The organism is Salmonella sp. NW177, assembly GCF_051811585.1.
GTDB classification, from domain to species: domain Bacteria; phylum Pseudomonadota; class Gammaproteobacteria; order Enterobacterales; family Enterobacteriaceae; genus Salmonella; species Salmonella enterica.
Map to the genome: position 1 here is coordinate 176,079 of NZ_JAMMZV010000004.1, position 21,745 is coordinate 197,823.

Below are 21,745 nucleotides of genomic sequence, written 5' to 3' on the forward strand. Positions count from 1 at the left end.
TGGTCCCGGGCCGGGCAAGCAAAGCGTACCCGGCGGTACAATCAGGCACGTCCTTCCGCCCCATCTCATTGTTTCAGCATATAAATCCAGTAATTAACTTTTATTTAACCAGAAACCAGTTTTATCCACTAATTCTAAAATTATGTGAAGCATTTCATAGACGCAAAATGGCTGGCTTAAACATTATCCCCTTTTTGCGCTTTTTTTGACCATTTTTGGCTTTTGTTACACATTGAAATATAACTTTTGCTGTGCGTAATATGGCTATTCGTTCGCTAAAAATAAGAAAATAGTATGCAAGCAACCGCCACAACACTCGACCATGAGCAGGAACATGTTCCGGTAAACTCACGCAATAAAGTCGTTATTGCCTCGCTTATCGGCACCGCAATTGAGTTCTTCGACTTCTATATTTACGCCACCGCTGCGGTGATCGTGTTCCCCCTTATCTTCTTCCCCCAGGGCGATCCCACTGCGGCAACGCTACAATCGCTCGCCACCTTCGCTATCGCGTTTGTGGCGCGTCCGATTGGCTCTGCGCTATTCGGCCACTTCGGCGACCGGGTAGGCCGCAAAGTCACGCTGGTGGCTTCGCTGCTGACGATGGGGATCTCCACGGTCATTATCGGTCTGTTACCGGGCTACGCGACGATAGGTATTTTCGCGCCGCTGCTGCTGGCGCTGGCGCGTTTCGGTCAGGGACTAGGGCTGGGCGGCGAATGGGGCGGCGCAGCGTTATTAGCGACGGAGAATGCGCCGCCGCGCAAACGCGCGCTGTATGGCTCCTTCCCGCAGTTGGGCGCGCCGATCGGCTTCTTTTTTGCCAATGGCACCTTCCTGTTGCTCTCCTGGCTGCTGACCGACGAGCAGTTTATGAGCTGGGGCTGGCGCGTGCCGTTTATCTTCTCGGCGGTGCTGGTGATTATCGGCCTGTATGTGCGCGTGTCGCTGCATGAAACGCCGGTGTTTGCGAAAGTCGCCGCAGCGAAAAAGCAGGTAAAAATACCGCTGGGCACGTTGCTGACGAAGCATGTCCGCGTAACCATTCTCGGCACGTTTATTATGCTGGCGACCTACACGCTGTTCTATATCATGACCGTCTATTCCATGACTTACAGCACGGCCGCCGCGCCGGTGGGGCTTGGCTTGCCGCGCAATGAAATACTGTGGATGCTGATGATGGCGGTGATTGGTTTCGGCGTGATGGTGCCCGTCGCCGGCCTGCTGGCGGACGCATTTGGCCGTCGGAAAAGCATGGTCATCATTACCACGCTCATCATTCTCTTCGCGTTGTTCGCCTTTACCCCGCTGCTGGGTTCAGGCAATCCAGCGCTGGTATTCGTGTTCCTGTTGTTAGGCCTGAGCCTGATGGGGCTGACCTTCGGCCCAATGGGAGCGCTGCTGCCGGAGCTATTTCCGACGGAAGTGCGCTATACCGGCGCATCGTTTTCCTACAATGTGTCATCGATTCTGGGCGCTTCCGTCGCGCCGTATATTGCCGCATGGCTGCAAAGCCACTACGGGCTGGCGGCGGTAGGGGTTTACCTGGCGTCAATGGCGGCGCTGACGCTGATTGCACTGCTGTTAACCCATGAGACGCGTCATCAGGCGTTGTAATAGGGCGCCGGATGGCATCATCCGGCGCTACGTTTCACGTTACTGCTTCATCTGCGTTAAAATCGTCCGGCACTGATTGGCTTCGCCTTCAGAGGGCGAAATGAGCGCCAATAGCGCGGCGGCGGGCGTTACCAACGTCGCCAGCGCTGCCGCAACCGCGCCGCGCGCAATCAGCGGGCCGGGCTTGACGCCCGCCTGCGGATTTTTAAATGTCCCACGCACGTACAGCGGCGATCGCAGCGTAATAATACGAATCCCCTTACTTTCCGGATCAATGGTTAAATCGAGCTGTTCAGAGGCGAAGCTCGCCGTACCGGTCACGTTAATCAACGCATTTTCTGTATCAAAAGCAAAAATTTGCGGTCGCGCCACACCGTTCGTAATATTGAGATTCGCCGCCGCGCAGTTAACCCGCACTTCGTCATCGCCAAAAATCTGCCCGACAATATAGTTGCCGACGTTCAGCCCCACGATTTCCATCAGGTTGCGGCTAATCAATCCATCATTCATCAATAACTTCAGATTGCCGTTACTGTTGCCAAGCAGCGCGGCGACCGAGTTGCCCGTCCCGCGAATATCCGCATCGCCGTTCAGCTCGCCCAGCGTTTTCTGCATCAGCTCCACATCCGGCATCAGTTCTTTAAGCTTCAGCCGACGCGCCTGTATATCCGCCCGCCCCTGCATTGGCTTTTTATCCCCTTCCAGATGGATGTTGGAGACAATACTGCCGCCTGCCAGACCAAACTTCAGCGGCTGTAGACGTAAGTCGGCGTTTTTCAGGATGATATGGGTCGAAAGATCGCTAATCGGTAGACTGCCGCCATGCTCAATACGTCGGCCTTTAAACCGGACATCGGCGTCCATAACGTCCCATTTGTCGGTTTCAAAGCGATCGTAAGGCAACACTTTATCCGCCGGCTGAACATTCTTCTCGCCTTTGCGCTGTTCAGACCGTTTCGACTGCTCAGCGTCTTTCCCGGAATCCACGCCAATCAGCGGCCCAAGATCGGCCAGTCGTAACTGGCGCGATTCGACATCGCCTTCCAGTTTAGGGCGCGGTTTACCGGTGGTATAAGTGAGGGAGCCGTGGATATCACTGTCGCCAATGCGCCCGTTAAAACCGCGATAATCAAATACCGATGACTTTTCGGCGTCAATTTTCGCCACCAGTCGCCCATCGGTCTCAAACGGCGGCGTATCCGGCAGCAGCACGCCGGTTAAATCATATAAATCGCCCAGTGAATCGCCAGAGAATTTAAGCCGCAGATCGACGCCGCCCATTTTCATCGGCTCGTTCACCACGCCGCTAAAAGCCACCCGCGTGTTGCCAGAGCGGAAATCGGCCTGCACAGGAAAAGGCGTACTTTCGCTGCGTAGCGCCAGCATACCGCCTATTTTGCCCGTACCGGTCAACGGTTCCCCGTTATAACGCCCCTGCGCCTCCAGGCCGAAGACATAGTCGCCCACGCTGGATTTGTCTGCTTTGCCTTTCGTTCCCGTCACTTCGCTGAACGGCAACGGTTTGCCTAACGGATCGATCAGAATAGTGATATCCGCTTTGCTGACCTTATCATCGATCGCGATTCGCCCCTGGTCGAAGAGAATATTATCCAGCCGGAAGGACCAGGCGGAAGGTTTAGCATTGGGGTCCGTATTCTTGTCTTGCGCGAGGTTAAAGGTCCAGTTATTGGTTTTCTCAGACAGGCGAATAAGACGCGCGTCGGGTTTCACCAGTTTGATCCACGGCAGCCAGACGGTTTTGGTCAGGAGCGCCAGCGGAGCAAGCGTCGCCTCAACGCGTGGCAGATGCACCATCGTGACTTCCGGAATATCCGGCGGATTGCCGAGAATGACGTCTTCCGCGTGAACATGCGGCCACGGTACCCAGCTTCGCCAGCCGGTCTCCTGTTTTTGGCGTTCCCACACCACGCCTAAATCGCCGCGAATAGCGAAAGGCCGGTTCAATTCGGTAGAGACTTTCTGGTTGATGGTCGGTTTGAGGCGGTTCCAGTCAAATGTTGCGATCAACAAAATCACTATGGCGATCAACAACAAGAAAGTCCCTGTGATGGCGGCGGTTATTTTGCCTGCTTTAGTCATGTGTTATTTCCTCACTTCTTCCCTTGCCTGTCCTAAAGATAGTTCAGCCAGACGAAAAAGGAGGATGACCGCGCCTCGTAATACCACGTATTACGGGAACAGTCTGGCGTTACAGGGTCAGAATCACCTCTTCGAGCGATATCAGCGGCACGGGTCGAGAAAGAAAATAGCCCTGGGCGGCAAAGGCGGGCGAACGCTGCACATCACGCCACTCTTCCAGCGTCTCCACGCCCTCGACAATAACGCCGCGGCAGTAGCGGTTCATCAGTTGCAGCAGCAGAGTGAACAGGTTGCGTCCCTCCGGGGACTGACGCAGCATGACGAACAGCTCTCGCGCCACTTTAATGTAGTCATAACGCACTTCGCTCAGCGCTGAAAAATTGGCCATACCGGTACCAAAATCATCCAGCCACAGCGGGCCGAACTCACACATCGAGGCGAAAGAGGAGTCTTTCGGCAAACGAATATGTTCCACCAGTTCGAAACGCAGCCAGGGTAAGCGCTCCATCGCTGCCAGAATGTCCGGCTGTCGTCGCATGGCAATCAGCGTAGGGCCGTCGACATTGACTGATGCCAATAAGTGATGGCGAGTGAAAAAATCCGCTTTTTGTTCAAGCTGATGAAGTTGTTCTTTCACTACGTCAATGCGGTGTCGAACCGCTAACTCCGCGAAATAACGATCCGGGGCAATACGTCTGGAAGGGTTATCAGGATGGGTGACGACAGTGAGAAGTTCAACCGCCATCAAACGGCCATCCGTCTGGTATATCGGCTGGTAAGTATAGGCACGCTCGCATTGCAGCCAATAGCGCCGTTCCTGCAAATTCTCTATACCTGCATCAGGAACGCGTAGCTGCTGGATAACCTGCTTTATCATCTCAGTTGTCCTGTTAATGGGAGTGTGACTGTCCGGACTCGTCAAAGGTTATCGGCGTTCAGGCAGAGAACTTTACCCTCGGTCCCTGGCAAAATAAAAACAGCCCCCGAAACTTGTCAAAAATACGCACTTGCTCAAAAAAATAATGGACCGATGTTTTAATATTATTGACCACTAAACATCCACAGCGCACACTAACGCTAATTTTTACAGATCAGGTTCACGACTATGTCTAAAAAGATTGCCGTGATTGGCGAATGCATGATTGAGCTGTCGCAGAAAGGCGCTGATGTTCAGCGCGGCTTCGGCGGCGACACGCTGAATACCTCCGTTTATATTGCCCGTCAGGTCGATTCTGCCGCTCTGGCCGTTCACTATGTGACGGCGCTGGGTACCGACAGTTTCAGCCAACAGATGCTGGAGGCGTGGCAGCATGAAAATGTGGATACCTCGCTAACGCAGCGGATGGAAAATCGCCTGCCAGGCCTCTATTACATCGAAACCGATGACACTGGCGAGCGTACCTTCTACTACTGGCGTAACGAAGCGGCAGCGAAATTCTGGCTGGAGAGCGAGCAGTCAGCGGCTATCTGCAAGGCGCTGGCGACCTTCGATTATCTCTACCTGAGCGGCATTAGCCTCGCGATTTTAAGCCCGACCAGCCGTGATAAGCTGCTGTCTTTATTGCGTGAATGCCGGGCCAACGGCGGGAAAGTCATTTTTGATAATAACTATCGCCCGCGTTTATGGACAAGTCGCGAAGAAACGCAGCAGGTCTATCAAAAGATGCTGGAATGTACTGATATCGCCTTCCTGACACTGGACGATGAAGACGCGCTATGGGGTCAGCAACCCGTGGAAGAGGTCATTGCCCGCACCCATGCGGCAGGCGTACAGGAAGTGGTGGTAAAACGCGGGGCGGACTCTTGCCTGGTCTCGATTCAGGGCGAGGCGCTCATTGACGTTCCGGCAGTCAAACTGCCGAAAGAGAAAGTGATAGACACCACTGCCGCAGGCGACTCCTTCAGCGCCGGTTATCTGGCCGTTCGTTTGACGGACGGCAGCGCGACGGATGCCGCGAAGCGCGGACACCTGACGGCCAGCACGGTGATTCAGTACCGTGGGGCCATTATTCCGCACGACGCGATGCCGCAGTAAGTCATTTGCTCTTGCCCGGTGGCGCTGCGCTTACCGGGCCGGCAGGCGGCAGCTTACTGTGCCGCCGGTGTCTCCGTCACTTCCGGATGCGCCTCATCTGCTTCAACAGCGGCGGCAGTTGTCGGGACCATGATTTCATCCCACGTCGCCTTTAACGCCTTCATATTAAATTCCGGCTCGCCTTGCGGTTGCAGCAAAATTAATGCCATCTCCTGCGATAGCTGCTGACGTAGATTCTGATTGAGCATATCGACGGTCAGGCTGTTGAGGAAATTCTGGCGCAGCTTCTGATACTGCTCCGGCGCGATATCCACCACTTGATTCTGCAGCGAGCGCATACGCTGTCCAGTCAAAATGTCAGTATCGGTACGTGCGTAGGTCGCGAACAGCTTTTGCAATTCGAGATTTTTCTGCGCCACCAGAGCAGTAAACTCCTCTTCCGACAAACCTTTATCGCGTACTTTCGCCAGTTCATTCGCCACCAGGCTCAAATTGGTATTGAGCTTATCATTAGGTGATTCAATGTTGATGGCGCACTGCGCGCGCAGAAACAGAACCCGGCAGTCAAACCCCAGACCAATATCTTTCGCGTTATTTTTAGTCAGCTCTTGCTGGATATGCCAGAACAGCGCTTCACGCGCCAGATCCGCCTGCCAGTAGCGCAACAGCGCCGCCGATTCGCGAATCGGTTGCCACGGCGTATCCCACATAATGGAGAGACGATCCTGGCGCACCGCATCGGTCATAATGCTCACTGATTCCGCCCGCAGCGGCGAAAGCGTCGGCACCGGGGCGGGCGTTTCGCGTTTACCTTTCAGCGTACCGAACGTTTTATTGATCTGCTCGGCGACGGAGCGCGCATCAATGTTGCCGACAACAATCAGCGTCATGGCATCCGGGGTGTACCATTTTTCATAGAAAGCCTGAATTTTGGCTGCGTCTACCGGTTGCTTTAACGGTTCCGCGGGATCGTGCCCCAATAACGCTGACCCTTTCAGCCGATAACGCCACCAGCCCTCTTTAGTATCTGCTGGCCACGTCGCAACCATATCTTCGCTGCTTAACGCATGATTCACCGTCTCTGGCGTAATGGTTAATTTACCGGAGACGTTAGCCAGATAGGTCAGCGCTTCTTTCAGCAGATCGTTACGGTTATTGGGTAAACTGAGGTTATAGAGCGTGGAATCATAAGAAACAATAACGGGCGGCATGGGACGTTTCGGATCAAACCCTTGCTGCCATAAAGAACGTGCCTGTGCGGCATCCAGACCACCGCTTTGCGTCAGCGCGATACGGGGAATCGCATGGCTGAACCCGCTCTGTTGCGTACTTTCGGTGAGCGAACCGGTATTAACCTGTAGACGAACTTCAATACGATCGCTGGGGCGCTGAGGCGTAGCCAACACTTGCCACTGTAACCCATTAGCCAGCGTCCCCTGTTGCCATGCCGGATCGGGCTGGAGCGCATCTGCCTGCACATAGCCGGCAGAGGCCAACATCAACAGACTGCCCGCTAAGAGTCGAATTTTTGTGCCCTGCATGTGAACCCCTGATCAACAATCCTGGTAATAAAAAGACAGCCCCGGCAGGGATGCCTGAATATGACGTAAAAACACTTCGTGTTAGACCGCGAGAACCTAAAAATGTCACGGAAGAAGTGAAATAATCCCTAAGCATCATGCTGTATGCTTTGGGCGCAGGGGTCAATTATGCGCAAACACCCGCAGTCCTGGAAGGGACTACGGGCATAAGTGGCGAGATTAGGAGGAAATTTCGTGCGTTTTGCCATCCGGCGCACGATTATTAAGCACATCGTCCAGCTTTTGGTGATCTAACTCTTTCACCCATTTGGCAACCACCACCGTCGCCACGCCGTTACCCACCAGGTTAGTCAGCGCGCGCGCTTCGGACATAAAGCGGTCGATACCGAGGATTAACGCCAGTCCCGCAACCGGTAAATGGCCTACGGCGGAGATAGTGGCCGCCAGCACGATAAAGCCGCTTCCGGTCACGCCCGCGGCGCCTTTTGACGAGAGCAGCAGCACGACCAGCAGCGTGATCTGGTGGAAGATATCCATATGGCTGTTGGTCGCCTGGGCGATAAACACCGCCGCCATCGTCAGGTAGATAGAGGTGCCATCGAGGTTGAACGAATACCCCGTCGGGATCACCAGCCCCACCACCGACTTACGGCACCCCAGTTTTTCCATCTTATCGAGCATACGCGGCAACGCTGACTCGGAAGAGGAGGTGCCAAGCACAATGAGTAATTCTTCCCGGATATAGCGAATAAATTTAAAAATGCTAAAGCCCGTTACCCGTGCAATCGTCCCCAGCACCACCACCACGAAGAGAATACAGGTGATATAGAAGCAGATAATGAGCTGCCCCAGTTGTACCAGAGAACCGACGCCGTATTTACCGATGGTGAAGGCCATCGCGCCGAATGCGCCAATCGGCGCCAGGCGCATGATCATATTGATGATGCCGAAAATGACCTGCGAAAAACTCTCAATCACATTGAAAATGAGCTGGCCTTTGCTGCCCAAACGGTGCAGCGCAAAACCAAACAACACCGCAAACAGTAAGACCTGCAGAATGTTGCCGCTGGCAAACGCGCCGATCACGCTGCCCGGTATGACATCCATCAGGAAGGCAATAATGCCCTGCTCCTTGGCTTGTGCGGCATAAACGGCCACCGCCTGCGCATCCAGCGTTGCCGGATCGACGTTCATCCCGGCGCCAGGCTGCACAACGTTGACGATGATAAGACCGATAATCAGCGCAATCGTACTGACAATTTCAAAGTAAAGCAGCGCGACCGCGCCGGTACGGCCCACCGCCTTCATGCTTTCCATGCCTGCGATGCCCGTCACGACAGTACAGAAAATGACAGGAGCGATGATCATCTTAATGAGCTTAACGAACGCGTCGCCAAGCGGTTTCATTTGTGCGCCCAGTTCAGGATAGTAATGGCCAAGGAGAATACCAATGGCGATTGCTGTCAGGACCTGAAAATAAAGACTTTTGAACAGAGAGGTTTTCATAGGGTGTCCTTGAAGTAAAAACCACAGGTCTTGTAAGGTTATGAGTAACCTGCGGCCTTAAAATAACACCCACACAACATGACAGAAATGCGCCAGGATCATAATTGAAACAAAAATGTTAAAAAGTTTGAGCTGGCTCGCACAAGCGCGACCTTTTTTAACTTTTGTAATCAGGATTTTCGTGCGACAGATACCGTTCTTCAAAGATATCCGCGGGAACGGGCCGAGCAAACAGGAAGCCTTGCGCGACGTTGACTCCCGCCTGTTCCAGCCACGCGCGTTGCGCCTCGTTCTCCACGCCCTCGGCAATCAATTGTAAATTAAGACTGCGGGCCATCAGGATAATCGCCGTCACCATACTGTGATCATCCGGTAACCCATCGACAAACATTTTATCAATTTTAAGGATATCGACCGGTAGCGACTTCATATGCTGTAACTGGCGCAGCCCCGCGTAACCCATGCCAAAATCATCCAGTGCGATACGCACGCCAGCATTACGTAACGGACGTAAGATGGCGACGGCAGCGTGCGGATCGTCGATACGGCGGCTTTCAGTGACCTCAAGAATCAGCGTACCTGGTTGAATACGATAGCGGTTTAACAATTCCAGCAGCTCCGACACCATGCCAGGGTGCATGAGCTGTAACGCGGAAAGATTGACGGAGAGCGGCAATGTCACGCCGCGCTCCTGCCAGGCGGCAAGCTGGCGGCAGGACTCTTCCAGCACCCAATGGCCCACCGTGACCATCAGGCCGCAGGATTCAATGCGCTCAATCAGCCCCTCCGGTAATTCCCAGCTACCGTCCGGCTGCTGCATACGTAACAAGGCTTCGGCGCTTAATACGTTGCCGCTGCGCATCTCGACCTGCGGCTGCAGCCAAATGGCAAACTGATGGTTATCCAGCGCGGTAAGGATATCGCTCTCTTCGGTAAGGCGCTGTTGAGCGGCCTCCATCTGCGCCGGGTCAAAGAACTGGATTTGATTTTTACCTTTTCGGCGCGCGGTAAACGCGGCGGAGACGGCGCGACCATAGAGCTCTTCGGCGGTCAGATCGCCATAATACATCGCAATGCCAATACTGCAGCTTGGGCGCAGTTGAATACCCTGGATGGGCAGTCGTTCATTAATGATAGTGAGTATTTGCTGACCTAATGTAATGGCGTGCCACGGCTCTTTAACGCCGTGGGCGATAATGGCGAAGTCATACCCGCTGACCTGCGTAAGCACCATGCGCGGCGCCAGCACCGACTTCAGCTTCTCAACCAGCGTCAGTAATAGAATCTCCCGCTGCGTTTCTTGCAGCACGCCTGCCGTGTCACGCAACGTTTCGCACGTCACGATGATAAGCGCGGTGGTCTGTTGGCGGGTGATAACCTGTTCCAGCAGCGCCATTAAAAAGGCTTTATTGGGCAGCTCGGAAACCGGAAAACGCATCGCGTTGTCCGTTTGCTCCTCGCGTTGACGCTGCATAAGCTGCTGGTTGAGGTTATAGCTGCGCACCAGCATCCCAATTTCATCATCCTGATGCAGACGCGGCAACGCCAGCTGATGTCCGATCAGCTCCTGCTGCGGAATGTCGTTCAGCTCGCGGGCGATTTTGCGCAGCGGATGCACAATCAGGCGGTTTACGCACCAGGCGATGGCCACCGTCAGGATCAGCGATAAAAGTAAGTAAATGGTCACTAACGTAGAGAGCGCGCTCATGACGAACTTGTACATACGGTACGAATCCGCCTGCAATACAAGGTAGGCCAGCGGTTGCGGATTGGCGGGACGCTCCAGCGAATAAACCGGCAAAGAAATTTGTACCGGCAGTTCGAAGAGACGCGTCACCATAACCGGGACGGGGCGTTCAGGAATGAAGCGCTTACGCAACGCCTGGAACTGATTCGGCAATACCACATCGGCGCGACTCACCACGCCCGCAGGTTTAATACTTTCCAGAATGGTTTCCGCGCCGGGGAGATCCGCTTTTAGAATCGCGGAAGAAAGAGGTTCCCGAACAGATCGCGCGATACTTTCCAGTTGCGTAGCCGTGTTGTAGCGGTTCTGCTGTACCAGATGGAACAACAAAACGGTGCAAAAGACAAAAACAAACACCATGACAACGGCCGCAACCATTGCCATCTGTTTAATTGTTAACGAGCGGCTGACGCGCAAATTGACTCTCCCTGGATATCCCGGACTGCCGCCTGAGTATACCCGATTGCAGCGGCATTAAGAGAGGCTGTATCTGAAAAGGACTTTTCTGAATAACGGTTAATGATAGCGTCTGATGGCGCTGCGCTTCTCAGGCCTACGACGCCTGTCAATTCGTAGGCCTGACGCAATGATTACCAGTCAGCGTAAGGCACCAGAGGCTGCGGCGGTAAATCCATATCCCCCTGCCAGCCCGCCGCGGAATAACGGACATACAGCAGCAGATGACTGGGGGTATAATCTTTCGCCTGCTGAATATCGACAGCCGTACCCACAAACCAGTTGGCAGTAACACGGCGTTCAATGAGCGCCCGCGCGGTATAGCCAAATCCCTGGCTGCTGCTGCCGCCGTTGGTCTGGTCACGCGCATCCTCCTGATAATCCGCCGGAATCAAATTCATCAGCGGATAACGCGGCATGGTACGGTTGCGGGAGTGCGACCAGGATACCGAGCCGCCTAGCTCCCACGACCAGTTTTCCGTACGCTGCCGCCACATCACCGGCACCGCAAACGACAGGTATTCCTGCGGGCTATAATAACCGCCCTGACCCAGTGAATAACCGCTCAAATCTTTGTCGTAATGCCAGATCATGTTATTCAGCCCGACGGTAACGCGGCGGTTATTCTCGTTAATCACCTTATAGTAATAACCGGTCATCCAGCGCACGCGCCAGTTATCTTCCACATTTTTACCGCTCAACTGGTCGCCACTGAGCGACGCCCAGACACCGTTTGCTTCGCCTTTATCATAGCTGAGACTGACGCCGCCGCCGTTGGCCCGCACGCCGCCCCATTTGGTGCCGGTATTGCTGCTGGCGTCCTTTTGCCCGCCAAACGCCAGCAGTGAGCTGGAGATCGGGCGACGATGCGCGTTCAGGGTATAACCCAACGGCCCGATATCGTCGCTATAGCTGACGCCGCCGACCACATCAACGACATTAAAGCCCATCGGCGTCGTGCCGATATCCCAGCGCCAGGTCTCATTCTGCCAGCCGACCGCCACGCTCGCGCCCGTATCGGCCTGGCTACGATGTCCGCTGCATTTCTCCAGCGTACAGGTACCCCAGTTATTATCGTATTTTCCGTCCGCATCCGTAGAGAAACGGCCAACATCCATATTCACCATATCAGTACGAAAGAACGCCCGTCCGTCCGACCAGGGCGCATCCACCTGAAGCATCGTGGTATGCGCCTTCAGATCGGAGTAGCCGCCAGTCCCGCTCGACCCCCAATAATCGTGCGCCAACGTGACATTGAGATCCTGCTGACGGTACAGCTCCGCCGCATCGCTACGCACGCCGCGTTTTAGCCAGTCATCTTTTTCATCATTGCGCGTCAGGCGGGTAAAGGTATCGTTATCCTGGGGACGAACCGGCGTAATCGCCGCGGCGACCATTGCGTCTTTGTAGGTCTCCAGCGCCCGCTGCGGCTCGCCCGTTTGCGCCTGAAAAGCGGCGGCGTCACGCAATACCATCGCGCTTTCCATTGATGGCGGCTGTGCTTTTGCCTGCGGCGTAATGCGGTTAAAGGTCCGCGCCGCCGCCGTAATATCGCCAAGCTGGAGCTGCGCCAGCGCGACGCGGCGCTGCATGTTAATAGAGGTGATTTGCGACGCAGGCAGCGCCGCCAGTTGAGCGCGCGCCGCGGCGTTATCGCCCTGTGCGATGTCGATTTCTACCCGCCCCAGCATGGCATCGACATTACCCGGTTCCCGCGCCAGAACGGCGTCATAAGCGGCGCGGGCCGCCGCATTATCGCCACGCTGCTGCGCCCAGTCCGCCAACGTTAACGCAATGCGCGTAGAGGGCGGCTGCTGACGTAACAACGCTTCCGCTTCGCGTTCTTTGCCGCTATCGCGCAAGCGGTTAGCGCTTTCCAGCACCTGGTTACTTTGCAATCGGCCCGCCAGTTCCTGAATATTGCTGTTCCACTGGCTGGTCGGCAGGGTATTGAGATGCGCCAGCGCCGCCCGGTCCCGATCGCTGCCGGAAAGATAAAGCCCATAAGCATAGACCTGTTCCGGATCGTTTGGCTTCTGCTGCGCCAGAGAGCGCATTTGCGCATCGGCCTGGGCGTGCTGCCCGGCCTGCCACAGATCGCGTGACAGTCGGTACGTCACCCACACGCTCCCCGGATCTAATGCCAGCCGACGACGGTGCAGGTCTGCGGCCTGCGCCCATTTGCCCTCGCTTTCCAGCGTTTCCGCCTGCTGCGCCAGACGGTCATTTTCCAGACTGCGTTCGATATCGTCGATACTGCGCCGCTGGCTGGCGGAAAGAGAAGCGATAAACGCGGCGGCTTTTTGCGGCGACTGCTGGCGATAAAGATTCGCCAGCCCGCGTACAGCATTGGTATTACCGCTATCCATACGCAGCGTCTGCTGATAATAACGTTCGGCGGCGGCATTATCTTTGCGCGCCATCGCCACATCCCCCAGCCCCAGTACCGCGTAGCTGTCGGTGTTATCCACTGCTCGCGCCTGCTGATAGAAACGCTCCGCCTGGGCCAGATTATTCGCTTTTAAGGCCGCGTCGCCCTGCTGAATTAACAGCCAGTAGCGATTGACCTTCAGCAGACTCTCCCACTTATCGCGGCTGCTGCTGTGCGGCGCCATCGCCAGCGCCTTTTCAAACTGCGCGACGGCGCGGGCGCGATCGCCACGCTGTGAATATGCCTGCCCCAGCGCGCCGACCGCCTCGCTGTCGTCCTGCCGGGCGCTCACCGCCTGCTGCAATTGCGCAATGGCCTTACCGCCTTCTCCGGCATTAACCGCCGCGATGCCCTGCGAGCGCGCGCGGAACGCCGGATCGGCTAACTGTTTTTGCTGCTCGCTAAGCTGGGCGCGGGCGGCAGACACGCTATCGCCTTCGCTAAACTGCGTCAGATAGTCTTGCAACGCTTTTACGCTGGCGTCGCTAACCGGGAGATCTTTTATCTGCTGGTACCAGATGGCGGAGGCCGCGCTGCGTCCCGTACTGGATTTCGCCATCTGTTTTAGCACCGCAAATCCCTCATCGCGCCGCCCGCTGGCGAACAACAGTTGCGCCAGCGCATTTTGCAGAGCGTTATTACCCGGACTGACGGCATTGATTTTCTGTAGCTGGTTAATCGCTTCGTGACGGCGGGCGGGCAATTTCGCCACGGTCGTCCAGTATTCGACCGCCAGTTCGCCCTCCGGCGGATAACCTTTAAACAGCTTGTCGTAGCTGGCGATCGCTTGTTCAGTATGGCCGGTCGTCGCCAGTAAACGCGCCTCCTGCAAAGACTGGCGTCCTTGCGGCGTGGAGAGCAGCATCGCGGTGCGGGAAGATTGATACGCCGTCGACTCCGGCGCCAGTTGCGCCAGCCGGTCAAGTAGTTTCTGTGCCCCGTCGCTATCCCCCTGGCGCAACAGATAGCGGAAACGGGCAGCGATAACCTGTGGATCATTGGGGTCGATCAGCTCCAGGCGATAGAGCGACTGACGGACTAAGTCCTCACGGTGTGTGGCCTCGCCCAGCCGAACCTGCTCCAGCAACTGTTGCTGCGCGGAGGTCGCTGCGCCGGCAAGCGGTGTTAGCGCCATACCAAGCGATAACCCCAACAATGCCCGAGAAACTCCCCTTTTGCCAGGTAAGGCGTTTCGACCGCCAGCCGGCAAAAAAGCGTGCATGAGACTTAACGTGAACTTACGCATTCCTGGCCCCAGTCAGGTAATAATTCACCTTTGACGGTGAAGCGAAAACGGTGCTGATCCCAGCCTTGTCCAAAGAGAGTCAGCACATAGTTGTAATAGGCATCGCTGCCAGGAAAATGGTCTGCGACCCGCTGTCGCTGCACGGCCTGGGCGTCGCGATTTTGCAGGAAAGGCAGTAAAGCGGCGGAAAACCCGACCGGCCCCGTCCCTTGCGCATTCCCGCTGACGACATCCACTTTCTCCGGTGGAACGCCGTTTTTCATCGTTAACGTCGCCATCGGTTTAAATCGCGCCAGTAAACGCGCTTTTTGCGGATCGCCATCATGCATCATTCCCGCCCATAAATAGACGCGAATCGCATCGTAGCTACTGATCAGCGTCTTTTCCGCTTTCAACTGCCAGCCTTGCTTGCTTTCATAACGCACCCAGTCCGGCGAGAAACCTTTCGGCGCGGTTTCCAGCAAAAGCCGCAAATTGGTTTCCCGTAACGTCGACCACGGCGCGCCAAAACGGCTAAAGTATTGCGCCAACTGCGGCGGCAGATAGCTTGGGTTAAAACGCCAGCTATTCGCCTCGGCAAAGCCGATTTTGCCAGGTAGCAGCATTGAGCCCAGCCCCGGCACATTCACGACCTCTTCGCGGGCGATGCGTTTTAGCAACGCCGTGCCCACCTCGGTATAACGCGTCTCTTTCCACAGACGACCGGCCTCCAGCAGCGACCATGCCATCCAGATATCGCCGTCGGACGCGGAGTTGCTGTCCAGCACCGACCAGGTGTCGGGATCTTTTTGCCCCCACAGCCAGGCGGGCAGATGTTCACGCAGCGATCCCTGCGCCAGATTGTTTTGCGTCCAGTTAAAAAGTTGCGCGAACGCCGGTCGATCGTTCGCTGCCAGGGCAAAGAACATGGCGTAGCTTTGCCCTTCGGAGGTGGTAATTTTTCGCGCATCGCCCGGATCGATAACGCGTCCCTGCTGACTAATGTAATCTTTCTTGAACTGTTCCCACGCAGGCCAGCTACAGGCCGCCTGCGCATTTATTGCCGTCAGCATGACGATCATCGTTATCCATCCGCGCAGCATAGTCATCATGCGTTACTCATGGTCAGGGTCGAGACGACGGCGACTGAGAATACGTAGCAGACGCCACAATACCCACGCCAGTAATACCACACTGAGGGCCGCCAGTACCGCCAGCAGCACAGGGTGATTCGCCAGCGCATACCACAGCCGCTCAAACCACGGCAGATGTCCGACGTAATAGATATCGCCAACGCGCAGACTGTGAACGCCGGACTCGCGGATCACCGCCACGGAACCAAACATCGCGGCGCGTTTACCGCTGTCGTTCACGGCGTCGTTCAGTAGCTGGTAGCCGCGCGGGCTGTCAGCCAGTAGAGCAATCACGCTGCGCTGATCATTAAACGGCGACTGGAAGCCCACCACCGCCGCCATCGGGCCGCTGGCGGTGACGGTGGACTGCGCATCCGCCGCGCGATCGGCCTCATCCGGCATAATCGACGGGAAAGCGGTCTGCCGCATCGGGGTTTTTACCCAGCTTTGTGTCGCCTGCACCAACAGATCGATACGCTTATCGTCTTTTAGCTTGCCCGGAATAGCGCCAATAATCAGCAGATCGGCGTCTTTGTCGGCTATCTGAGCGCTATCATCGGTGATGGTCAGATTAATTGCCGGGAAACCGGTCTGCCCGCCAATGGCGCCGACCGTATTCAGCAGCGTTTCCATTTGCGCTTCGGTTGGGGTCTTCGGCATCACCGCCAGCGTGTCAGACAAGTCGGCCATCCGGCTGAACGGGAAACCCGCATTGGCGAACGCGCGTAAATCCGGCATCGCGATAAAGTGGTAATATTTCGAAAAATCGATAGTGGAGTCATCCCCTATCACCACATGATTCGGTACCGGCTGGAAGGTAATACAGTTGTCCACCGACCCGCCCGGCATCGGGTTCATGTAGCGGAAGTCAAAACGTAGTTGGTTCATCGCCCCCAGTTTGAGCGCCGGAATAGACACATCCGTTTTACCATCCAGCAGTCCCTGAAGTACCGGCAGGCGCAACAGGAGTCGATTAGTTTCCTGCGTGCTGTTAAGACTAAAGGCTTGCAGGAACTGGTTATTCAGACTGATGTCCAGCCGTGAACTGTCTTTGGTCGGCGGCGAGGTATAACGGTAGTTGAGATCCATATCAATACCGTTGCTACGCAGCAAATAGAGGTCCGGCGGCAGATTCAAAGAAACGTTGATGGGCGCCGGCTCCAGCCCACTCGACTGGAGCTGCTCTTCATAGGTTTTCAGCTCGCCAAAAGTGACCGGGCGATCGGTACGCACCCAGTTCGGCGCATCATACGGTTTGCGCGCCAGCAGCGGTTTTACATCGTTGACCACCACGCTGGAACCACGGAAGAGAATATTCCCTTGCGCGATACCTTTTGCCGCCTGCAACAGGTCTTTATCATCACGGCCAAACACGACCAGCAACTTCACATACGGATTATCCGGATGGCTCATCATCTCGATAACCGGCGCGTTAACCGCAGGATGATCGCGCAGGAAATCGGGGCGTCGATCGTTGGTGGCGAACACGATCGCATTGCGATCCGGCAGGTGATTATACAACACCGGGAAGCGCTGACCGCGCCAGCCCGCCCGCGAGCCAAACCAGGACGCGACAATAGAAGCCGCCTGCTGCTGCGCCAGATCAGGCATATCAGCAAACACTATCGGCAACGTCACCGGACGGTTATCCCGCGGATCAAAAAACGGCACCGGGAAGTGGGACAGATCGTTATTCACCGCCAGCATGTTATAGGTCAGATCCAGGGCGCTATTTCGCCCGATGTCTAACCACAGAGTACTGCTGGCCGGGTTTTCACACACGTCGCGATAGTGGCCGACAAACTCCAGCCGCACCCGGTTAAAGTCGGTGATAAATAGCGGATTGATAGGTACCTGCGCCAGCGTCTTTTTCCCCAACTGCTCTTTTGTCACCGGCAGTACGCCCATCAGTTCATCATTGAGATAAACCTTGAGCTGCGACTGAACCGGCAGGAGCGACGGCGAGGGCGTATATTCCAGATTCAGCACCGCTTTCGACGCCACTTCATCGCTGCGCATACCAAATTCAATGCCGCCGTTAGGGTTAACGCCACGCAGCGCCATACTGCCCGGCGGCGGCGCGATTTGCGCAAAGGTCAGCTTGACCTCGCGCGAAGGCGCGGTTTGCGCCACGACGGGCGCCTCAGTTGCGGGCGACGGCGCAGGCTCGGTGGGTTCAGCATTTATCAATGGCGGCGTAGCAGGCGCCGCCGCCGTCATGAAAGCAGGAAACGCGCTTAATCCTATTACCGCCGCACACATCCAGGACAATTTTCTTTTCATCGCATTATCATCATTGTTGAGCCTGAGCCATAACCCGATCCGACGGCTGTATCGCCGCTTGCCGCTCCGGGCGACGCGGAATAAACGATACAATCCAGGCAATTAACGCCGTCAACGATCGGAAAATTACTTTTACTGAAGGCGGCGCGAACTCCGCGAGGTGGCGATATCCGCGGAAGCCCAGCTTCAGAATATCCAGCAAGCTTTCCAGCGGTTTATCTTCCGGGAAGCTATCTTGCCAAAGCGCCCACGTATCGGCGCGCGCGAAGGTACACTGCACAAAATCAATATGTTGTTTGGTGGTGAGCGGCATCAGTTGTAGCCCGACCTCATTGCCCGTTACGCGCACCACCTGCGTTGGAAAGACATATTCCTGCTGCCCGCGTTTAAGCAACAGATTCACTTTCTGCCCTTCCAGCACCTGCGCCTGACCGTTGATCTTGATGCCTAACCCGCCGTCGGAGAAGTCATGTACGGTACAGGAGAACAAATGTCCATCTTCGCGGGCGATGGCCCCCGGCATGGCAATCTCGACCCGATGCGCGCGCCTGACCTGTTTACTCTCTACCGAAACCGCAACCGCGCCGCCGAGAATGACCAGGTTATAGAAGACCCACACCAGGCTAACGATGACGGTCAGCGTTTCATTTTCCGGCCCGTAATAGTATCGCCATACGCCCGCCGCCACGCCGAGCAGGTTAAGCAAGACAAGGAAGATATACGGACGCGAGATTACCCAGTCGACGTACTTCTCTTCCACCAGCCCGCCTTTCGCCGTGACGTTAAATTTCCCTTTGTGCGGATTGATCAACGCGACCAGAGTCGGCGGTGCGATATACCATGCCAGTACCGTTTCATAGATTTCACTCCAGAAAGAGTGACGATACTTGCCCTGAATCTTCGAGTTAGTCAGGCTGGCGTGGACCATGTGCGGTATCACAAATAGCGCAATCATCAACGCAGGCGCATAAATGATATAGGCGTGCAGCAGCAGAAAAGCCAGCGGCGCGGTCAGAAAGATCAGGCGCGGAATGCCGGACAAGAAATGGAACATCGCGTTGAGGTAGCACAGCCGCTGCGCCAGTTTTAAGCCTTTACCAAACAGAGGGTTATCGAGGCGGAAAATTTGCACCATGTCCCGCGCCCAACGAATACGCTGCCCGATATGCGCCGACAGGCTTTCCGTCGCCAGCCCCGCCGCCTGCGGAATGCGCATATACGCTGAGGTATAACCTCGCCGGTGCAGCCGGAGCGATGTATGCGCATCTTCCGTCACCGTCTCAACGGCGATACCGCCAATCTCATCCAGCGGCTTACGGCGAATCACCGCGCACGATCCGCAAAAGAAAGTGGCGTCCCACATATCGTTACCGTCCTGCACCAGTCCGTAAAACAGCGTGCCTTCGTTAGGCGTTTTACGAAAACGTCCCAGGTTGCGCTCAAACGGGTCCGGGGAGAAGAAATGATGCGGCGTCTGCATCATCGCCAGCTGTTTTTCTTTCAGGAACCAGCCCATTGTCATTTGCAGAAACGAGCGTGTCGGCACATGGTCGCAATCGAAGATCGCCACAAACTCGCCTTTCGCGTGTTTTAGCGCATTGTTGATGTTGCCGGCTTTGGCGTGTTCATGCGTGGCGCGGGCAATGTAATGCACGCCAACATGTCGGGCAAACTGACGAAATGATTCGCGCCCGCCGTCATCAAGGATCCAGATATTCAGCTTGTCCTTCGGCCAGTCAATGCCAAGCGAAGCGTAAATGGTATTTTTGACCACGTTAAGGTCTTCGTTATAGGTCGGTACAAAAATATCCACCGTCGGCCACTGCGACATCTCTTTCGGCAACGGTACCGGTTGACGATTTAACGGCCACACCACCTGGAAGTACCCCAGCACCAGCACAATCCAGGCGTAGGTTTCCGCAAACAGCAGAATCAGCCCGCACACCAGACTGACCGGGTCGTCCCAATTTAGTGTCGAGGTATAGCGCCACCAGATATAACGACAGGAGACCGTTAGCGACAGCACGATGAGCATCAGCGCGGAAAAGCGTCCCGGCATACGTCGTACCAACAGCGCAACGCCCCACAGCAACAGCAGAAAGATAAATTGCGATAGCGGGTTAAATGGCTGCGTAATACAGATCAGCGCCAGTATCAGTGAAAAGGTCACGATAACGCCCAGAATAAAACGCCGGGCGCCGTTGCTAAGATGTCCCAGCTCTTTTTCCTTTTCCAGATGCGTTGTCTTTTGGCGCACCCGTTCCGGTAAGGTATCCATCCATTGATGGTAACGTCCACGAACGTCCTTCAGGCGCGCAAATGACCGCCAGCGCGGTTCATGACGTTCTTTAGTCGACGAGATCATCACCAGCCAGAGGGTCTGAATGAGGTAGCGGGCCGGGTCCAGCGGGCGCGGGCGGGCGGCGTTAATATGCGGGTAAAGCGCTTTATGCCCGTCGCGAATACGCTGCCAGCGCGGATGCTCAAGCGGAAACACTATCCACGCCAGAATCATCCACAGGCAGCCGAGCGCTGCGCTAAACGGCGACGCGCCGTGGCGGCGGTAACCCTGATAGCGCTCGCTCAAGCGCGCGCTAACCGGCGGGATAAGCAGCCACCGGGAAAGGGCGCTCATCGCAGGCTCCCGGCGGACGTTTTGTCGCCCGCATCATGCAGCAGGCACCAGTTCGCCAGCGTTAACACCTCTTCGGCGGCTAACGAATCGCTGCGATATTCGCCTAACGGCTGTTTCGACGCCATGCACTCCGCCATCGCCTCATCGCGATGGATCACAATAGGCAGCAACCGGCGCTGGCTTTGCAGCCAGACTTGGTACAGATCGTCCTGTAACTGACTGCCAATGCGTAAGTCATTGATCAGAATATGCGCTCCGGCAGGCAACGCCTGCTGATGAAGGCGAATATGGCAGTTAGCGTCAACCTGGGCTATCGCCAGCGTATGGTCGCAGAGGCTCACCAGCTGCCCTGTCAGCGGTGACGCGCCGTAGGGCAAGTCCAGTAAAATCCAGCTATAACGCCCGCTCGCTTTCAGCGCCTGGATAGCCGCTCCGATCTCTCCCAGCGTCTCCTGCCAGGCCTGCGGATTTTCCCGCTCTTGCGCGGTGAGCTGTCCAAACGGCAGTAGATCAAGCTGTGAGGTATAACGTAATCCGGCATCGCGCCAGTCCTGACCGTCCAGCAACGATCGCGCCCAACCGCCCTGATGGACGAAGTCGACGTTAAACGACATGCGCAGCAGGTTATCGGGGCTGGCGTCAATCACCAGGACATTTTCCCCTAAGATTTGTAACGCCCAGGCGAGTGCTGCGGTGAGAGATGTGGTTCCCACCCCGCCGCGCACGCCCTGCAGTCCCAGAATCGCCATTCATGGCTTCCTTAATGAATGTGGTTGCGCAAATTCAGCCAGGAGTGGCCATCTTTTAATCGCCGCCGCCAACTGTTCGCGTTGGGAAATATCGGTATAATCTATTTCGGGTAGTGAAAACGCCTGGCTTAATGCCAGAAAATCATTTTGAAAAGTGTAGCCCAACGTTGGATCGGACTGAGCGCCAGGTTCATTGTTATACATTCTGGTTGCTCCTTTTTAAATATTTCTCACTGGCAGCATTACACCCCGTCGTCAATACGGGAGAACGCGCATTTTTCATCTTT

Annotated in this window: 13 protein-coding genes; 2 read left to right on the plus strand and 11 right to left on the minus strand. The window is 55.8% G+C overall.

All coding sequences use genetic code 11. The features are described 5' to 3' along the window. Nucleotides 1–294: 294 nt before the first annotated feature. Entirely contained in the window at nucleotides 295–1,617 is a 1,323-nt protein-coding gene (locus NA986_RS13645) for an MFS transporter (RefSeq protein ID WP_001148981.1), read from the plus strand. Nucleotides 1,618–1,656: 39 nt separating this feature from the next. Here the strand turns inward: NA986_RS13645 and NA986_RS13650 are convergent, their stop codons facing one another. Both NA986_RS13650 and pdeH read right to left on the minus strand, forming a co-directional pair. After that, nucleotides 1,657–3,717, minus strand: a complete 2,061-nt coding sequence (locus NA986_RS13650) for an AsmA family protein (protein WP_023216706.1) — start codon at nucleotides 3,715–3,717, stop codon at nucleotides 1,657–1,659. A gap of 109 nt (nucleotides 3,718–3,826) precedes the next feature. Continuing rightward, the gene (gene pdeH / locus NA986_RS13655) at nucleotides 3,827–4,594 is read right to left on the minus strand and encodes a cyclic-guanylate-specific phosphodiesterase (RefSeq protein WP_000595626.1); all 768 of its coding nucleotides are present in this window, start codon (nucleotides 4,592–4,594) and stop codon (nucleotides 3,827–3,829) included. A 228-nt stretch (nucleotides 4,595–4,822) separates the two neighbouring features. Between pdeH and NA986_RS13660 the strand changes: the two genes are divergently transcribed. Further along, a complete protein-coding gene (locus NA986_RS13660) occupies nucleotides 4,823–5,752 on the plus strand; it encodes a sugar kinase (RefSeq protein WP_023216707.1) in 930 nt (309 codons plus the stop codon). A 53-nt stretch (nucleotides 5,753–5,805) separates the two neighbouring features. Here the strand turns inward: NA986_RS13660 and NA986_RS13665 are convergent, their stop codons facing one another. From NA986_RS13665 to bcsR, 9 genes are all read right to left on the minus strand, one after another. Continuing rightward, the gene (locus tag NA986_RS13665; protein ID WP_001163182.1) at nucleotides 5,806–7,293 is read right to left on the minus strand and encodes a M16 family metallopeptidase; all 1,488 of its coding nucleotides are present in this window, start codon (nucleotides 7,291–7,293) and stop codon (nucleotides 5,806–5,808) included. A gap of 219 nt (nucleotides 7,294–7,512) precedes the next feature. Continuing rightward, the gene (gene dctA, locus NA986_RS13670; RefSeq protein WP_000858228.1) at nucleotides 7,513–8,799 is read right to left on the minus strand and encodes a C4-dicarboxylate transporter DctC; all 1,287 of its coding nucleotides are present in this window, start codon (nucleotides 8,797–8,799) and stop codon (nucleotides 7,513–7,515) included. Between the two features lie 157 nt (nucleotides 8,800–8,956). Continuing rightward, entirely contained in the window at nucleotides 8,957–10,963 is a 2,007-nt protein-coding gene (hmsP, locus tag NA986_RS13675; protein ID WP_001266362.1) for a biofilm formation regulator HmsP, read from the minus strand. Between the two features lie 173 nt (nucleotides 10,964–11,136). Next, a complete protein-coding gene (bcsC, locus tag NA986_RS13680) occupies nucleotides 11,137–14,679 on the minus strand; it encodes a cellulose synthase complex outer membrane protein BcsC (RefSeq protein WP_023216708.1) in 3,543 nt (1,180 codons plus the stop codon). After that, nucleotides 14,661–15,770 (minus strand): cellulose synthase complex periplasmic endoglucanase BcsZ, encoded by a 1,110-nt coding sequence (gene bcsZ / locus NA986_RS13685; RefSeq protein WP_000988802.1) that lies wholly within the window; start codon nucleotides 15,768–15,770, stop codon nucleotides 14,661–14,663. Before bcsZ ends, bcsC begins: the two co-directional genes overlap by 19 nt. Nucleotides 15,771–15,773: 3 nt before the next feature. Beyond that, on the minus strand, nucleotides 15,774–18,074 hold the full coding sequence (gene bcsB, locus NA986_RS13690) for a cellulose biosynthesis cyclic di-GMP-binding regulatory protein BcsB (protein ID WP_000823812.1): 2,301 nt from the start codon (nucleotides 18,072–18,074) through the stop codon (nucleotides 15,774–15,776). A 10-nt stretch (nucleotides 18,075–18,084) separates the two neighbouring features. Next, nucleotides 18,085–20,709 carry a UDP-forming cellulose synthase catalytic subunit gene (gene bcsA, locus NA986_RS13695; RefSeq protein ID WP_198889134.1) on the minus strand — a complete coding sequence of 875 codons (2,625 nt, stop codon included), beginning with the start codon at nucleotides 20,707–20,709 and terminating at the stop codon, nucleotides 18,085–18,087. Next, nucleotides 20,706–21,458, minus strand: coding sequence for a cellulose biosynthesis protein BcsQ (bcsQ, locus tag NA986_RS13700; RefSeq protein ID WP_000996114.1), 753 nt, complete (start codon nucleotides 21,456–21,458; stop codon nucleotides 20,706–20,708). The genes bcsA and bcsQ overlap by 4 nt, the downstream gene beginning before the upstream one ends. After that, a complete protein-coding gene (gene bcsR, locus NA986_RS13705; RefSeq protein WP_000282616.1) occupies nucleotides 21,459–21,662 on the minus strand; it encodes a cellulose biosynthesis protein BcsR in 204 nt (67 codons plus the stop codon). Nucleotides 21,663–21,745: the final 83 nt, after the last annotated feature.

What these genes read in the sequence shown, in the direction of transcription:
- NA986_RS13645 (WP_001148981.1), top strand. Translation starts at nt 295, where the DNA reads ATGCAAGCAACCGCCACAACACTCGACCATGAGCAGGAACATGTTCCG.
- NA986_RS13650 (WP_023216706.1), bottom strand. Translation starts at nt 3,717, where the DNA reads ATGACTAAAGCAGGCAAAATAACCGCCGCCATCACAGGGACTTTCTTG.
- pdeH (WP_000595626.1), bottom strand. Translation starts at nt 4,594, where the DNA reads ATGATAAAGCAGGTTATCCAGCAGCTACGCGTTCCTGATGCAGGTATA.
- NA986_RS13660 (WP_023216707.1), top strand. Translation starts at nt 4,823, where the DNA reads ATGTCTAAAAAGATTGCCGTGATTGGCGAATGCATGATTGAGCTGTCG.
- NA986_RS13665 (WP_001163182.1), bottom strand. Translation starts at nt 7,293, where the DNA reads ATGCAGGGCACAAAAATTCGACTCTTAGCGGGCAGTCTGTTGATGTTG.
- dctA (WP_000858228.1), bottom strand. Translation starts at nt 8,799, where the DNA reads ATGAAAACCTCTCTGTTCAAAAGTCTTTATTTTCAGGTCCTGACAGCA.
- bcsC (WP_023216708.1), bottom strand. Translation starts at nt 14,679, where the DNA reads ATGCGTAAGTTCACGTTAAGTCTCATGCACGCTTTTTTGCCGGCTGGC.
- bcsZ (WP_000988802.1), bottom strand. Translation starts at nt 15,770, where the DNA reads ATGATGACTATGCTGCGCGGATGGATAACGATGATCGTCATGCTGACG.
- bcsB (WP_000823812.1), bottom strand. Translation starts at nt 18,074, where the DNA reads ATGAAAAGAAAATTGTCCTGGATGTGTGCGGCGGTAATAGGATTAAGC.
- bcsA (WP_198889134.1), bottom strand. Translation starts at nt 20,709, where the DNA reads ATGAGCGCCCTTTCCCGGTGGCTGCTTATCCCGCCGGTTAGCGCGCGC.
- bcsQ (WP_000996114.1), bottom strand. Translation starts at nt 21,458, where the DNA reads ATGGCGATTCTGGGACTGCAGGGCGTGCGCGGCGGGGTGGGAACCACA.
- bcsR (WP_000282616.1), bottom strand. Translation starts at nt 21,662, where the DNA reads ATGTATAACAATGAACCTGGCGCTCAGTCCGATCCAACGTTGGGCTAC.